A 14,395-nucleotide genomic window follows, 5' to 3' on the forward strand; every position below is an offset into this window, starting at 1 on the left:
GAAGACGATGGCGATGACGGCCAGCACCAAACGCGACTACAGCCTTGTCGGCCAGAGCACACGGATTGCGATCGAGACCGGGCTTGCCTCGGCCGAGTGGTACCATACCGATGTGCCGCGCAAGGTTATGAAGGAGTTGATGCAGCGCTCCGACGGGCCGGCGATCCGCGATACGATGATCTGGCTTGCCGCGATCCTGGGCTCTGCCGCCGGCATCGTCTGGTTCTGGGGCACGTGGTGGGTGGTGCCGTTCCTGTTCGTCTACGGCGTGCTCTACGGCTCGTCGAGCGACTCGCGCTGGCACGAATGCGGCCACGGCACGGCTTTTCGAACGCGCTGGATGAACGATGTCGTCTACCACATCGCCTCGTTCATGCTGATGCGCAACCCGGTGCAGTGGCGCTGGAGCCATGCCCGCCATCACACCGACACCATCATCGTCGGCCGCGACGCCGAGATCGCCGTCATGCGGCCGCCGGACCTGCTGAAGGCGGCGCTGGCTTTCACCGGCATCCTCGACTTCCGCTATTCACTGCCGACGCTGCTGCGGCAGGCGTTCGGCAAGCTGTCGGACGACGAGAAAAGCTACGTTCCGGAGACGGAGCAGAGCAAGGCGGTAACGGCCGCCCGCTGGCACATGGTCGTGTATGTCGCGACGATCGCTCTCGCGATCGCGCTTGGGTCATGGCTGCCGCTGGTGCTGATCGGCCTGCCGCGCCTTTACGGCATGTGGCACATGGTGATGACCGGACTGCTGCAGCATATCGGACTCGCCGACAACGTCACCGATCACCGGCTGAACACGCGCACCGTCTACATGAACCCGATCAGCCGCTTCATCTACTGGAACATGAACTACCATGTCGAGCATCACATGTTCCCGATGGTGCCCTATCACGCGCTGCCGAAGCTGCATGAATTGATCAAGCACGATTTGCCGGAGCCGAACCCGTCGATCTGGCATGCCTATCGCGAGGCCTGGCCGGTGCTGCTCAGGCAGCTGAAATACGAGGACTATTACCTCAAGCGCGAATTGCCGCCGACGGCCAAGCCCTATCGCGGCGAGTTCCACGAGGTCGATATGTCGGCGGCGGCCGAATAGCGGGACGGGACTGCGAGGAAACGAAAATGGCCGATTGGGTCGAGGCGTGTGCGGTGGAGGACGTCGAGGAAGAGGACGTCATCCGCTTCGACCATGGCGGCCGCAGCTTCGCGATCTACCGCTCGCCGGACGACGAGTTCTTCGCCACTGACGGGTTTTGCACGCATGAGAAGGCGCATCTGGCCGACGGGCTGGTGATGGACGACATCATCGAATGCCCCAAGCACAATGGCCGCTTCAACTACAAGACCGGCCAGGCCAAGGGAGCGCCGGTCTGCGTCAACCTCAAGACCTATCCGGTCAAGGTCGAGGCCGGTAAGGTGATGATCGCGATCGATTGATCGCCCGCCCAAGCCACAAGGATTCAGATACGATGAGCCGAAAGAGACCGACCGTCGCCGACCTGCGCGCCATGAAAGGCAAGCGCCAGCTGACCATGCTGCGCGTGCTGACGATGGACGAGGCGGAGGCCGCCGAACGGGCAGGGGTCGACATCGTCTCGGTGCCGCCGGAACTGGTGCTCAATCCGCAATATCGCGATGCCGCGCCCAGCCTGTTCACCATGCCGGGCGACAATTTCTTCGAGATCGGCACGGCCGACGATTTCCTGCGCTGGGCCTTCCGCCTCTACAAGGCCAGCGCCGATGCGGTCTATTGCAGCGCCGGATACGCGACCATCAAGCGGATGGCGGACGACGCGATCCCGGTAATCGGCCATGTTGGCCTGATCCCGTCGCGCGCGACCTGGACCGGCGGCTTCAAGGCCGTCGGCAAGACCGCCGACACGGCCATGCAGGTGTTCGAGGCGGTGAAGCAGCTGGAGGCGGCCGGCGCGGTCGGCGCCGAGATCGAGGTGGTGCCGGTCGAGGTGGCCAAGGCCATCTCCGAGCGCACTTCGCTGATCATGCTGTCGATGGGGGCTGGAACCGGCTGCGATGCGCAATATCTGTTCGCCGACGACATTCTCGGCCAGAACAGGGGCCACATGCCCCGCCATTCCAAGGTCTATCGCAACTTCGCCGCCGAGTATGACCGGCTGCAGGCGGAGCGGGTGGCGGCATTCTCCGAATATGTCGCGGACGTCAACAGCGGCGCCTATCCGGAAGACAGGCATATCGTGCGCATGGATCCGAACGAGCTCAGCCTCTTCATGAAGAGGGTGGACGGAAAGGCCTGAGTTGCCAGGCTTGCCGCGGCTAGGCCTGCCATGCGCCGTTGGCGAGCGCAGCGTGCAGCGCTTCGGCGTCCGTGCCCAACGGCCTGTCTTCCTTGAGCGTCGCAACATGCGTGCGCACCGCGGCATGGATCACACCGGTCGCCGGCGCCAGCGTCGGGCCTTCGCGCAGATCGGCGGCTTGCGCGGCCGCCATCAGCTCGAAGGCGATCAGCCGCCGCCACAGCGCGACCATGTCGGCGCATTTGGCAACCGTAAGCGGGGTCTGAGCCGCGTGGTCCTCGACCCCTTCCGACACCGGCAGGAAATCGAGCATCACCGGATTGGCCTTGTGGCGGATGCCGGCCAGGATCGCCGTCACCGTCTTTTGCAACGGCACGAAGCCGGCCGACGCGCCGCCGATCGGCGACAGATATTTCGGCAGGCCGTTGCGGCCCGAACCGGTGAGCTGGATGAAGCGGGCGGCGCAGGCGGCCGCGGCCTGCGCGATGGCGAGGCCTAGCGTCTCGAAGGCAAGCGACAATGATGCGGTGTGGAAATTGCCGGTCGACAGCACCAGCGCGTCATCGGCGAGCACCAGCGGGTTGTCGGCCGCCGCGTTGAGCTCGATCTCGACAGCAAGCCTTGCATGATCGATCGCCTGGATCAGCGCGCCGTGGATCGAGGGCATGCAGCGGATCGACAGCGGGTCCTGCAAGGTGGTGGGAGGCGGCGCCTCGTCGCGGGCGAGCAGGTCGCGCAAAGCCCTCGCCGCCAGCTGCTGGCAGGCGGCCGGCCGCGCCAGATGCAGGCGCGGGTCGAGGATGGTGCGGTTGGCGCCGATGCCTTCCATGGTCAGCGCGCCGGCCTGCTGCTGCTGGTCCAGTGCCGACAGCGCATCGGTCAGCGCCAGCGCGCCGGCGCCGGTGGAGACCGCCGAGGCGTTGATCAGCGACAGGCCGTCCTTGGGCGCCAGACTGACCGGCACGAGACGCGCCATCATCAGCGCCTTGGCGGAAGGCATGCGCCGGCCCTGGTATTCGGCTTCGCCTTCGCCGATCAGCATGCGTGCGATCGCCGTCATCAACACCAGGTCGCCGGCGCCGATCGAGCCGAGCGACGGCATCACCGGATGGACACCGGCATTGAGGGCTTCGACAAGCGCGATGAATACGCGCGGCGACAGACCGGAGCCGCCCGCCGACAGCATGGCGAGGCGGGCAAACATTGCCGCCCGCACCATCTGGACCGGCAACGCCTCGCCGACAGCGGCGCTGCGGCCTTCGAGAAGCTGGCGCTGGAAAGCGGCGGCGTCGCCTGCAACGGCCGTGCCGAGATTGGCGCCGAGGCCGGTGTTCAGCCCATAGATCTGCTGGCCGGCGGCGGCCGCGTCGTCTAGCACCTTGCGGGCTTGGCCCAGCTTTTCGATGACAGTTGCCGTGACCTCGATCTTGCATCCCTCGCGCGCGGCGGCCGCCACGTCCTCGATGCTGACACCGGCGCCGGTGAGGACGAGCGGGGTCATGCGAAGCGCAACCTCTGGCCGATGCCTTGCCGGCCGGCTTTGGCCAGCATCGCCTTGCCGAGCGCGATGTCGGAGAGCGACAGGCCGCGATGCCAGAACAGGATCGTCTCGTCGTCACTTTCACGTCCGGGCTTCAGGCCGGCGGCGATCTGGCCGAGCTCGGCATGCAGCGTGTTTTCGCTCAAGCGTCCGGTCTCGACATGGGCGCGCAGCGAGCCGAACTTGCCGCCCTTGCACTGGCCCCAGTCGTCGACGACCAGCTTCTGCATGATGTCGGTGAGCGACAGTTCCACCGCGCTCATCGTGCCGTACGGCATGACCAGCGCACCGCGCTTGATCCATTCGGTCTTGAGCAGCGGCTGCGGCTCGGGCAGGCGCGAAGCCTCGACGACGATGTCGGCGCCTTCGACGCAGCTTCTCCAGTCGGCGACTGCCGTGACCGTCTTGCCGAGGTCGGCCGAGAGTTTGGCGGCAAAGCCGTCGCGGCTTTCGGGCCGGCGCGAATGGACGCGGATCTCGTCGAAATCGAAGAGATGGTCGAGCAGGCGCACGTTCCAGCAGGCGGTGCCGCGCGCGCCGATATGGCCGAGCACCCTGGAATTCCTGCGCGCCAGATGCTTGGCGCCGATCGCGGTGACGGCGCCGGTGCGCATGTCGGTGATGACGGTGGCATCAAGGATGGCGCGCGGCGTGCCGGTGCGCGGGTCGAACAGGTTCAGGATGCCGAATTCAGACGGCAGGCCTTGCTGGTAATTGTCTACGTAGTCGCCGACGATCTTGACGCCGGCCGCATCGAGCGGCGCCACATAGCCGCGCAGCACGTTGAAATGGCCGTGGAAGGACGGGTCGGGCTCGAGGTGGACGCGCGGCTCGATCACCGTCTGGCCGTTGCCTTGCGCGATGAGGCCGGCCTCGACCGCATCGATGATCTCGGCGTCGGTCATCGCCAGCGCTTCGATATCGAGCGCGTTGAGGTAGTCGATATAGATGGGCTTCATGCATTTCCCTCGGCCACCGCATCCATAACAGGCCGCGACGCCGCACGAAAGTTTGTTGGTTAAACTTCTGGACTGGACCAGGTCTCTATACCGGGCGGTAAACTTTCTCAGCGGTGTTCCAGAAGATGTCCGCCTCGGCCGTCGCGCCATGCTTTGCCACCGCGTCCCGGTGCGCCTTGATCAGCTCGGCGTGGCTGGTCCACAGCTTCTCGATCGGGAAGTTCGAGCCGAACATCAGCCGATCGCTGCCGAGGATTTCTATCGCATTGTCGACGATATAGGCGATTAGCTGCGGATCGTTGCGGTGCACGAAGGTGCCGAGCCCCGACAGCTTGGCGTAGAGATTGCCCGCAGCGGAGAGCGTGCGCAGGCCGGCCTTCCACGCCTCGGTTGTTTCCGGCGCCATACTGGTCAGCATGCCGGCGTGGGTGAGGATGAAATTGGTTTCGGGGTTCTCGCCGACCAGCGTCAGACCGTCCTGCATCTGCGCCGGGAAGAGCTGCAGGTCGAAGGAGAGGCCATAATCCTTGAGCCGCGCCACATTGGCGCGCACCTTGGGATCGATCACCTGGTCGGCGGAGGCGGCGAAGCGAAACGCCGGCGTCTCGTGCCAGTGGAGCTGCATGCGCACGCCGCGCAGCAGCGGATATTTCTTCAGCCGATCGATTTGCGGCCGCACGTCGTCGACCGTCATGTCGGCATAGCCGACGATGGCGTGCGGCCAGCCGGTCTCGTCGGCTGTCTTCTGCAGGAAGGCGACTTCCTTCTCGAAGTCCTCCTTGGCCCAGTTGGTCTGGACATAGACGGCCTTCTCGACGCCGGAGCCTTGCTGGTCTTCGAGGAATTCCTCGATCGGATAGTCGCGGCGGATCGGCTCGTAGGGGCCGAAGATGCGCGGCACCATCGGCCCAACCAGCCACGGCTGGTCCTGCTGGCGCCAGATGTGGAAATGCGCGTCGATGGCTTTCTGCATCACGAGACCCTTTTCCAGATGGCGTCGGCCGCCGGGGCAGGGCGGGCGAGCGACAGGATGAAATTGCTGAGGCTCTTCAGGGACGAGCCGTCGACCAGATCGTCGAGCACCGGCAGCATCGCTTGAAGCGCTGCCGTCGCCGGCTTGAAGCGCGGATCGCCGGCCAACGGCGTCGCCAGCGACAGCCGGAAAGCGCGGACGCTCAGGCGGTGCATCGCGGTTTCAAGTTCGGCATGGTCGCCGCGCTCCAGCGCATCCGACAGGATCACCACCGCCGCACCCCGTGCAAAGGCCGAAAACCGTGGCACCGAGAGGAAGGCAAGCAAGGTCGGCCCCATGCGCGTGCCGCCGTCCCAGTCGTCGACCTGGGCTGCCGCGCGCGCGAGCGCCTGGTCGCGGTCGCGGATGCGCAGCGCCGAGGTGATGCGGGTAAGCCGCGTGCCGAAAGTGAAGACCTCGGCGCGGCCGGCGCCTTGCACCGCGGCATGGGCCAGCTTCAGGTAATCGGCGGTGTGCAGTTTCATCGAGCCGGAGACATCGATGAGCAGCAGCAGTTTGCGCGGAACGATCTGGCGGCGGCGCAGCAGCGGCCAGGGGATGTCGCCATCGGCGCTGACGATCTCGCTCAGCGAGCGGCGAAGGTCGAGCGTGCCGCGCGAGCGGGTCCGGGCGGTGCGGAACGAGCGCCGGGCGGGCAGGGCGGACGCAAGCTTGCGGCGGAATGAGCCAAGGTCATCGAGGTCGCGTTGAAAATCGCGGCTGCTTAGCCGTTCGAGCGCCGAAGACAGCTCGCCGCCTTTCTCCTGGCGAACGATCTGTTTTTCTTCTTCGCGTGTGCCGCGATCGTCCTTGATGCGGGTTTCCTGGTCATCTTCGCCTTCGATCAAAGGCTTGGCGTCGCCGTAGAAGTAGCTGCGGAAATGCGCCTCGAATTCGCCGCGGCGGTCGGGCGAGGGCGCCAGCGTCGCAAGAGCTGCCTCGCGAATGTCGTTCATCGAGCGCGGGCCAAGCAGGGTGACCGCCTGCATGAAGCTGGTGACTTGCTCCGGCGCGATGGCGAAGGCGTGACGGCGCAGCAGTCTGGCGAAGCCGAGGAAGGGCGTGGTCGGACGAGGCAAGCTTTCCCCACGCCTCATTCCTTCGCCCCCCTCTCTGTCCTGCCGGACATCTCCCCCTCAAGGGGGGAGATTGGCAGCTTGGGCGCTCCGCTCAATCCTGCAACGTTGAAGATTGGCGAAAGCCGGAATGACAGCTGATCTTCCCCCTTGTGGGGGAGATGTCCGGCAGGACAGAGGGGGGCGCTGTCCCGCCAGCGCTGCTGGTTAGGCGGACGATGCCGGTTCGTCTTCGGCTCGGTCAGATAACGCGTCACCCCAAAGCCTCCTCGACGATCCTCCCCAGCTCCGGCGCAATCGCCGACAAATCCTCCTCGTCCTTGATCAGCACGCCGATGGCGCGGCGGAAGGCTTGCGGCCATGGGCTGCCGCCTTTTTCGAGGATGGTGGCGGCGTTTGCCCATTCGACCGCTTCGGCGATGCCAGGCGGCTTGGCCAGCGGGCGGGCGCGGATTTGCTGTACGGCATTTGCCACCGCGCGCGCGGTGGCCTCGGCGACATCGCCGGCGCGCAGCATGATGATCTCGGCCTCGCGCGCGGCGTCGGGATAGCCGATCCAGTGATAGACGCAGCGCCGGCGCAGCGCTTCGGCGAGCTCGCGGGTGCGGTTCGAGGTCAGAATGACGATCGGCTGCGTCGCGGCGCGGATGGTGCCGCGCTCGGGAATGCTGATCTGGAAGTCCGACAGGAATTCCAGCAGCAGCGCCTCGAATTCATGATCGGAGCGGTCGATCTCGTCGACCAGCAGCACGCGCTGCTCGGGCGCGCGCAGCACCTGCAGCAGCGGACGGGCAATCAGAAAGCGGTCGTCATAGATGTCGATCTCGTGCTCGCCGGCATGGCGGATGGCGAGCAGCTGGCGCTGGTAATTCCATTCATAGAGCGCATGCGCCGCGTCGATGCCTTCATAGCATTGCAAGCGCACCAATTCGCGGCCGAGCAGTTCGGCGACCGCCTTCGCGGCTTCGGTCTTGCCGACGCCAGGCGCGCCTTCGAGCAGCAGCGGCTTGCCGAGGCGGATCGCCAGGAAGATGGCGGTTGCGAGGCCGTCGTCGGCGAGATAGCGCAAAGCGGCAAGCCGCGCGGCTACGGCCTCCGGCGAGGTCGCGACAGTCTCGGCGTTCACCTCTGGCATCTGCGGCCCTTAGCTCGCGGCCTGCGCCTTCAGCGCGCGCAAAATGCGCTCGGGCGTGATCGGCAGCGTGTCGATGCGCACACCGACGGCGTCGAAGACCGCGTTGGCGATGGCCGGGATCTGAGGGTTGGCGCACATCTCGCCAGGGCCCTTGGCGCCGAACGGCCCATCGGCGGAAGGACGCTCCAGCACGATGATCTCGGTCTCGGCCAGATCGCCGGGTCCGGGCATCAGATACTGGTTGAAGTCGGTGCCGCCATGATCGCGGCTCGGATAGTAGGGCTCGGTGGTCTCGTAAAGCGCGTGGCTGATGCCCATCCAGGAGCCGCCGACCAGCTGCTGCTCGACCATCTTCGGGTTGAGCGCGCGGCCGATCTCGAAGACGTTCTTCACTGTCAGTACGGTCACTTCGCCCGTCTCGTCGTCGACCTCGACCTCGGCCACCGTGCAGGCATGGGCGTAGCAGGTCGACGGCTTCATCGCGCCGGTCTCCTTCTCCGGATAGGAGCGCGGGATCAGGAACATGCCGCGGCCGGAGATCGAGCGGCCGCGCTTGAAATGCGCCGACAGCGCGACATCGAAGATCGAGATCGATTTCTGCGGCGCGCCCTTGACTAGGATGTTGCCCTGGCCGTCGGTCTCAAGATCGGAGGCGTTCACCTCCAACTCCTCGGCGGCCACTTCCAGCATCACCTGGCGGGCTTCCTTGGCCGCCTGGATGACGGCATTGCCGGCGCGGTGCGTGCCGCGCGAGGCGAAGGTGCCCATGCAGTGCGGGCCGGTGTCGGTATCGGCGGTGTCGATGACGACGCGGTCGGTCGGCACGCCGATCGTCTCGGCGCAGATCTGCGCCATGATCTGCTTCATGCCTTGACCCAGATCGACGCTGGACAGCGTCACCATGAAATTGCCGGTCGGCGTCGAATGCACCAGCGCCTGGGTCGGGTCGCCGCCGAGGTTCATGCCGGTCGGGTAGTTGATCGCGGCGACGCCGCGTCCACGCCGGATCGCCATCTCAGGCTCCCTTCCTGTAGGAGGACATCGCCATGTATTTCTCCGCCACCGGCCAGTTGGCGGCGCGCGAGGCTTCCTGCATGCACTCGATCAGCGCTGCCCCCTCGGTCGGCTGGCGATGCGCCTTCGTGTCGCCGTCGCGATAGGCATTGATGAAGCGGAATTCGAGCGGATCCAGGCCGATCAGCCGCGCCAGCTTGTCCATCTGCACTTCGAGGGCGAAGTCGCCGATGGTGACGCCGAAGCCGCGCATGGCCGACGAAGGAGTGCGGTTGGTGTAGACGCAATACGTATCGATCCAGACATTCGGGATCGTGTAGGGCCCGGGATAGTGCGCAGCACCCTTCTGCGCGCCATAGGGCGAATGGCGCGAATAGGCGCCGGCATCGGTGTAGCCGGTGACCTTGCGGGCGACGATGCGGCCGTCCTTCATGACGCCGTCCTTGACGACGATTTTTTCGGCGGCGCGCGGCGACGAAATCTGCATCTCCTCTTCGCGGCTGTAGATAAAACAGACCGGGCGTCCGGTTAGCTTGGCGCCGAGGATGGCGATCGGCTCGACGATGACGTCGACCTTGCCGCCAAAGCCGCCGCCGACGGTGCCGCCGACGAAGTGGAGCTTGCTGCCCGGCATCTGCAGGATGATCGAGGTGTTGTCGAGGGTGAAGAACATCGCCTGCGTGTTGGTGTAGCAGGTGAAGCGGTCATTGCCCTCCGGCGTCACCACGCAGCCGGTGGTCTCGGTCGGCGCATGCTCGATCGGCGAAGACTGGTAGGACTGTTCGAGGATGTGGTCGGCCTGGGCAAAACCTGCCTCGACATCGCCGAAGCGCACCTTGCGGCATTCGCCGCTGTCGTAGAGGTAATAGTTCTGGCCGTGATATTCGTTGACCAGCGGCGCGCCGGGCTTCAGCGCTTCCTCCATGTCGAAGACGGCCGGCAGCACCTCGTAATCCACCTTGACCTTGGCGGCTGCCTCCTGCGCGGCGCGCTCGGTCTCGGCCAGCACCGCCACCACGGCCTCGCCCTTCCAGCGCACCTTGCCGTCGGCGAGCACCGTCTCGTCCTCGGGGCCGATCTGGATCAGGATCAGGATGGTGTAGACATTGTGCGGCACGTCCCTGGCGGTCAGAACCTTCACCACACCCGGATGCTTCTCGGCTTCGGAGGTGTCGATCGAGCGGATGCGGGCATGGTGGTGCGGACTGCGCACCATCTTCAGGTGCAGCATGCCCGGAAAATTGCGGTCGGCGAAATAGGTGGTCCTGCCGGTGACATGGCCTGGCGAATCCAGCCGCGGCCGCGGCTGGCCGATCTCGTGGAGGCCGTCCTTGCGGACATCGGCGAAATAATTTTTGCGCAGTTCCATCTTGCTTCCCTCAGGCCGCGTTCTGCGAATTGGTGCGCGCGGCGGTCAGCACAGCCTGGATGATCGGCTCGTAGCCGGTACAGCGGCAGATATTGCCGGACAGCGCCTCGACCACATCTTGGCGGCTCGGGTTCGGCGTGCGGTCGAGCAGCACTTTTGCGGCCATGATCATGCCCGGCGTGCAGAAGCCGCATTGGGTGGCGAAGGCGTCGAGGAAGGCGCGCTGCAGCGGATGCAGCACGCCGGCCTCGGCGAGGCCGGCGGTTGTTATGATGGCCGCTCCGTTGCAGGTCTCGGCCAGCGTCAGGCAGGAGAGCCGCAGTTCACCGTCGATGATGACCGAACAGGCGCCGCAGGTGCCCTGATGGCAGCCGCCTTTTGGCGAGGTGTCGCCGATCTTGTCGCGCAAGGCGTTGAGCAGCGCAGTGCCGCTGTCGACGAATTCGGCCTTTTCCGAACCGTTGAGCGTGAACTGGACCGGGACCTTCGCCATTCTTCCTCCTTGCGCGCCTGCCCCGAAGGGCAAGCGCGCGCCCCCCGACAGCTTAGACTTTGATTTGATTGAGCAGCAGCCGGCCAAGATGCACCGGCAGGACTTCCGCGCGATACCAGGAGCTGGCGATCGGATCGGTGATCGGCGAGGTGCCTTCGCCGGCGGCGGCTACCGCCGGCGCGATTTCGTCGGCCGTCAGCTTGCGACCCAACAGCGCCTGTTCAGCTGCCCTGGCGCGCATCGGCCGGTCGGCCATGCAACCGAGCGCAATGCGCGCCGAGGCAACCGTGCCGTCGCTTGCCTGCTGCAGCATCGCGGCGATGCTCAGCACCGAAATGCCTTTCGGCTTGACCCGCGAGACTTTCAGGAAGCGGAAGCCTTTCTCCGGCGGCAGGGCAAAGGTGACCGCAGTGACGATGGCGCGGCTGCTCTCGCGTTCGGCCAGGAAGGTCTCGACCGGCACTTCGCCGCCTTCGCCTATGACCGTCGCATCGAGCGCCAGCAGCGCGACGGCGAAGTCGCCATAGGGTGCCGGCGCGAACAAATTGCCGCCGACGGTCGCCATGTTGCGGATCGCCGGGCCGCCGACGGCGCGCGCGGCCGGCGCGAGCACGGCAAGTTCGGGATGGCGGGCAACCGCCGCCAAGGTGACCGAGGCGCCGAGCCGCGCCTTGCCGCCGGAAATGCCGATCTGCGACAGGCTCGGCTCGGAGACGCGCACAAGGCGGGAGACGGAAACATCGCCTTCATTCGCCGCGCGCAAGACCAGTGTGCCGCCGCCGAGGTAGCGTGTGCCAGACGCCTGCAAAGCCGCGTTGGCGTCCTTCACGGTCGAGAAGGTCTGCAGCGCAAGCGTCATGGCGACCTCCTCCAGCCTTCAGTTCCGGCCGGCAAAGTGGCTCTTCAAGGCATTGAAGCCGCCCTGGAAGACATTGGCGCCCATGCCTTCGGCGAGCTTGTCGGCCTCTTCCGGAGCGGCGTCGAAGCTTGCCGACCATTCGGCGTAGGTGCGGTTGCTGTCGGTGACGCGCCTCAGTTGCAGCGTCGCCTTGTGGTTGGTGATCGGCTGCGGCGTCTCCAGGATGGAGTAGCTGACCAGGAAATTGTCATCGGAAAAGTCGAGCAGCTTTTCGCGGATGCGGGCGCCGCTGGCGAGCTTGAAGTTGCGGACGCAGCCGATCTCGGAGGCGTCCTTGCCGTCCTCGATATGACTTTCGACCATGCGCGGATGCCAGCCGGGCAAGCCGTTGAAGTCGCGGATCCTCGCCCAGACCTCTTCGACCGGCGCGTCGATGACGCTGGAAATGGTTACTTTCGCCATGGCTCGTTCCCTCGCAAAGATGGGACAAGGTTAGGGCCGTGAGCGCTTGCGCGCTTATCAATGCGTCTTGGACGCCTATCAATCAGTCTGAAAATAACCGGCTCTTTGCCGGGTCAGGCCATCGCCCGCGCTGCCTCGCGATAGAGCGTCGGCGGCACGCCGACATGATCGCGGAAGAAGCGCGAGAAATTGCCCTGGGTGGTGAAACCGAGATTGCAGGCGACCGAGATAAGCGGCTCCTCAGAGCACTGCAGCTGGCGCACGGCTTCCTCCATGCGCAGCGTGTTCCAGTAGACGTTGGGCGTCAAATTGGTCTGTTCCTTGAACAGGGCGAAGAAATGCGGCCGCGACAGGCCGACGCGGCGCGCGACGTCGTCGAAGCAGATGCGCTCGCACACATTGGCCTTCATCAGCTGGATCGCCTTGCGGACGCGGAAATCCTGCATGGTATTGAGGCGGCAGCGCGCGACCTGCGCCGAGGCGTCGGCGGCATCGAGCACGCTGTCGATGAAGCGCTCGATCTCGTAATTGGCGACGTCGTCGATGCTCTCATTATCGGTGAGATGATCGAGCAGGTTTGCCGCCGCGTGATGCAGCCAGGGCTCGAGCGTGATCGCGGCCTGCGCAAACAGCGGCGCCGACGACGGCAGGTCCCGGCGCCGGCGCGCCCAGTCGGGATCGATGTAGAAGGCAAGGAACAGGCCGGGTCTGCCGTCATGCGAAAGCGCGTGACTGTGCGGCTGGAAGGAATTGATGCCGGCAGCGGTCGACGGTCCCAGCCGCACCGTCTCGCGGCCGATGGTCATTTCGCCGGCCGTGCCTTCCAGCCAGATGATGAGATGCGCCTCGCCATGGGCATGGGTGACGAAGTCGTTGGCGACATTCAGAACAGAAACATGTCCGAACCGGCCCCAATAGAGCCTGATCGCGTCCGTCATGGGTATAATTCCTCCCGCAGGCGACTGGCCTCCCTTCGCCTACAAGGAGATTGTGCGGCTGAGTTTCGGGTTGCGTCAAGACAGGAAGGCGCGAGGCCTGCCCCGGGGGCGGCCACCGAGCGGGATTTTCAGACTGAGCGATAGGGGTCGCCGAAGGCGACGGATGAGGGGTGCTCCAGGGAACACCAGCGTCTCACTCCGCTGGAACACCCCTTGTCCCACAAGGGGGAAAGGGGGAACGTTGCGCTTCAGTCGCTGCGGCGGAAGTTGCGGATGCGGTCGAACAGCACCGCCAGAAGAATGGCGCCGCCGATGAAAGTGCCTTGCCAGAAGGCGTTGATGCCCAGCAGGCCGAGGCTGTTGCGGATCACCTCGATCAGCGCCGCGCCGACAATGGCGCCGAAGGCGGTGCCGACGCCGCCGGCGAGGTTGGCGCCGCCGATGACGGTGGCGGCGATGACCTGCAGCTCCATGCCGGTGCCGATGTTGGTGGTGACAGCGCCCAGCCAGCCGGTCTCGATGATGCCGGCAATACCCGCCGACAGCGCCGAGATCATGTAGACCGCGACCTTGATCTGCTTGACCGGAACGCCGGTCAGCGTCGCCGCATGCTCGTTGCCGCCGATGGCGAAGATGTGCCGGCCGAACTTGGTCCAGCGCAGGATGAAGCCGGTGATCAGCGCCAGCAGGATCATGTAGAGGACCGGGTTGGCGATGCCGAACAGCCAGGCGCCGCCGCCCAGTGACAAAAGCTTGGCGTGGTCCGGCCCGAACTGGAAGACGACGGTGTTGTTGGAGGCGACCATGGCCAGGCTGCGCGCGATCGACAGCATGCCGAGCGTCACCACGAAGGGCGGGAAGCCGAGATAGGCGATCAGGATGCCGTTGAAGGCGCCGATGACAAGCGCGGTGAGGATCGAGGCCAGGATGCCGATCTCGATCGAATAGCCGGCATGCATGGTGACGGCCAGCACCATCGAGCACAGGCAAAGCACCGAGCCGACCGAAAGGTCGATGCCGCCGGTGATGATGACGAAGGTCATGCCGAGCGCCACGATGGCGACGAAGGTGATGTTGCGGGTGATGTTGTAAAGGTTCTTCTGCGTGGCGAAGGCGTCGGTGGCGAAGGACAGGAACAGGCAGGCGAGGATGACCGCGATCACCACCCAGAAGGTCTGGCTGCCAAAGAGCCGCGACAGGAAAGTGTGCTGCTTCTGCGCGATCGTCTGATCAAGGGTGACTGCCATTATCGACCTTTC

15 protein-coding genes are annotated in these 14,395 nt (G+C 65.4%); 3 read left to right on the forward strand and 12 right to left on the reverse strand.

The window, feature by feature from the left end; all coding sequences use genetic code 11:
• Positions 1-13: 13 nt before the first annotated feature.
• Genes FJ974_RS12300 through FJ974_RS12310 form a run of 3 tightly spaced genes read left to right on the forward strand, consistent with a single transcriptional unit; the run spans position 14 to position 2,279 of the window.
• Complete coding sequence (locus FJ974_RS12300) at positions 14-1,102, forward strand: fatty acid desaturase family protein (protein WP_413468352.1); 1,089 nt, start codon at positions 14-16, stop codon at positions 1,100-1,102.
• Positions 1,103-1,128: 26 nt separating this feature from the next.
• Entirely contained in the window at positions 1,129-1,443 is a 315-nt protein-coding gene (locus FJ974_RS12305; protein WP_140535129.1) for a MocE family 2Fe-2S type ferredoxin, read from the forward strand.
• Between the two features lie 32 nt (positions 1,444-1,475).
• Entirely contained in the window at positions 1,476-2,279 is an 804-nt protein-coding gene (locus FJ974_RS12310) for a 3-methyl-2-oxobutanoate hydroxymethyltransferase (RefSeq protein WP_140535131.1), read from the forward strand.
• A gap of 19 nt (positions 2,280-2,298) precedes the next feature.
• Here the strand turns inward: FJ974_RS12310 and FJ974_RS12315 are convergent, their stop codons facing one another.
• From FJ974_RS12315 to FJ974_RS12365, 12 genes are all read right to left on the reverse strand, one after another.
• A complete protein-coding gene (locus tag FJ974_RS12315; protein ID WP_140535134.1) occupies positions 2,299-3,780 on the reverse strand; it encodes an HAL/PAL/TAL family ammonia-lyase in 1,482 nt (493 codons plus the stop codon).
• On the reverse strand, positions 3,777-4,778 hold the full coding sequence (locus tag FJ974_RS12320; RefSeq protein WP_140535137.1) for an ornithine cyclodeaminase family protein: 1,002 nt from the start codon (positions 4,776-4,778) through the stop codon (positions 3,777-3,779). Before FJ974_RS12320 ends, FJ974_RS12315 begins: the two co-directional genes overlap by 4 nt.
• Before the next feature lie 85 nt (positions 4,779-4,863).
• The gene (locus tag FJ974_RS12325; RefSeq protein ID WP_181177196.1) at positions 4,864-5,751 is read right to left on the reverse strand and encodes an amidohydrolase family protein; all 888 of its coding nucleotides are present in this window, start codon (positions 5,749-5,751) and stop codon (positions 4,864-4,866) included.
• A complete protein-coding gene (locus FJ974_RS12330) occupies positions 5,751-6,887 on the reverse strand; it encodes a vWA domain-containing protein (protein WP_140535142.1) in 1,137 nt (378 codons plus the stop codon). The genes FJ974_RS12325 and FJ974_RS12330 overlap by 1 nt, the downstream gene beginning before the upstream one ends.
• Positions 6,888-7,119: 232 nt before the next feature.
• Positions 7,120-8,001 carry an AAA family ATPase gene (locus FJ974_RS12335; RefSeq protein ID WP_140535145.1) on the reverse strand — a complete coding sequence of 294 codons (882 nt, stop codon included), beginning with the start codon at positions 7,999-8,001 and terminating at the stop codon, positions 7,120-7,122.
• Between the two features lie 9 nt (positions 8,002-8,010).
• Positions 8,011-9,015 carry a xanthine dehydrogenase family protein molybdopterin-binding subunit gene (locus FJ974_RS30165; protein WP_140535148.1) on the reverse strand — a complete coding sequence of 335 codons (1,005 nt, stop codon included), beginning with the start codon at positions 9,013-9,015 and terminating at the stop codon, positions 8,011-8,013.
• Position 9,016: 1 nt separating this feature from the next.
• Positions 9,017-10,384 carry a xanthine dehydrogenase family protein molybdopterin-binding subunit gene (locus tag FJ974_RS30170; protein WP_140535150.1) on the reverse strand — a complete coding sequence of 456 codons (1,368 nt, stop codon included), beginning with the start codon at positions 10,382-10,384 and terminating at the stop codon, positions 9,017-9,019.
• Between the two features lie 10 nt (positions 10,385-10,394).
• Entirely contained in the window at positions 10,395-10,877 is a 483-nt protein-coding gene (locus FJ974_RS12345) for a (2Fe-2S)-binding protein (RefSeq protein ID WP_140535154.1), read from the reverse strand.
• A 52-nt stretch (positions 10,878-10,929) separates the two neighbouring features.
• Positions 10,930-11,736, reverse strand: a complete 807-nt coding sequence (locus FJ974_RS12350) for an FAD binding domain-containing protein (protein WP_140535157.1) — start codon at positions 11,734-11,736, stop codon at positions 10,930-10,932.
• A gap of 18 nt (positions 11,737-11,754) precedes the next feature.
• A complete protein-coding gene (locus FJ974_RS12355) occupies positions 11,755-12,198 on the reverse strand; it encodes an SRPBCC family protein (RefSeq protein ID WP_140535159.1) in 444 nt (147 codons plus the stop codon).
• Positions 12,199-12,311: 113 nt separating this feature from the next.
• The gene (locus FJ974_RS12360) at positions 12,312-13,136 is read right to left on the reverse strand and encodes an AraC family transcriptional regulator (RefSeq protein WP_140535162.1); all 825 of its coding nucleotides are present in this window, start codon (positions 13,134-13,136) and stop codon (positions 12,312-12,314) included.
• 248 nt (positions 13,137-13,384) lie between these two features.
• Entirely contained in the window at positions 13,385-14,383 is a 999-nt protein-coding gene (locus FJ974_RS12365) for an ABC transporter permease (protein ID WP_140535165.1), read from the reverse strand.
• Positions 14,384-14,395 lie beyond the last annotated feature (12 nt).

It is taken from the genome of Mesorhizobium sp. B1-1-8, from assembly GCF_006442795.2.
Classification (GTDB): domain Bacteria; phylum Pseudomonadota; class Alphaproteobacteria; order Rhizobiales; family Rhizobiaceae; genus Mesorhizobium.

Excerpts from the sequence above, each read along its gene's own strand:
- FJ974_RS12345 (WP_140535154.1), bottom strand. The coding sequence starts at position 10,877 with ATGGCGAAGGTCCCGGTCCAGTTCACGCTCAACGGTTCGGAAAAGGCC.
- FJ974_RS12320 (WP_140535137.1), bottom strand. The coding sequence starts at position 4,778 with ATGAAGCCCATCTATATCGACTACCTCAACGCGCTCGATATCGAAGCG.
- FJ974_RS12355 (WP_140535159.1), bottom strand. The coding sequence starts at position 12,198 with ATGGCGAAAGTAACCATTTCCAGCGTCATCGACGCGCCGGTCGAAGAG.
- FJ974_RS12315 (WP_140535134.1), bottom strand. The coding sequence starts at position 3,780 with ATGACCCCGCTCGTCCTCACCGGCGCCGGTGTCAGCATCGAGGACGTG.
- FJ974_RS12360 (WP_140535162.1), bottom strand. The coding sequence starts at position 13,136 with ATGACGGACGCGATCAGGCTCTATTGGGGCCGGTTCGGACATGTTTCT.
- FJ974_RS12300 (WP_413468352.1), top strand. The coding sequence starts at position 14 with ATGACGGCCAGCACCAAACGCGACTACAGCCTTGTCGGCCAGAGCACA.
- FJ974_RS12310 (WP_140535131.1), top strand. The coding sequence starts at position 1,476 with ATGAGCCGAAAGAGACCGACCGTCGCCGACCTGCGCGCCATGAAAGGC.
- FJ974_RS12305 (WP_140535129.1), top strand. The coding sequence starts at position 1,129 with ATGGCCGATTGGGTCGAGGCGTGTGCGGTGGAGGACGTCGAGGAAGAG.
- FJ974_RS12350 (WP_140535157.1), bottom strand. The coding sequence starts at position 11,736 with ATGACGCTTGCGCTGCAGACCTTCTCGACCGTGAAGGACGCCAACGCG.
- FJ974_RS12330 (WP_140535142.1), bottom strand. The coding sequence starts at position 6,887 with ATGAGGCGTGGGGAAAGCTTGCCTCGTCCGACCACGCCCTTCCTCGGC.
- FJ974_RS30170 (WP_140535150.1), bottom strand. The coding sequence starts at position 10,384 with ATGGAACTGCGCAAAAATTATTTCGCCGATGTCCGCAAGGACGGCCTC.
- FJ974_RS12335 (WP_140535145.1), bottom strand. The coding sequence starts at position 8,001 with ATGCCAGAGGTGAACGCCGAGACTGTCGCGACCTCGCCGGAGGCCGTA.
- FJ974_RS12365 (WP_140535165.1), bottom strand. The coding sequence starts at position 14,383 with ATGGCAGTCACCCTTGATCAGACGATCGCGCAGAAGCAGCACACTTTC.
- FJ974_RS30165 (WP_140535148.1), bottom strand. The coding sequence starts at position 9,015 with ATGGCGATCCGGCGTGGACGCGGCGTCGCCGCGATCAACTACCCGACC.
- FJ974_RS12325 (WP_181177196.1), bottom strand. The coding sequence starts at position 5,751 with ATGCAGAAAGCCATCGACGCGCATTTCCACATCTGGCGCCAGCAGGAC.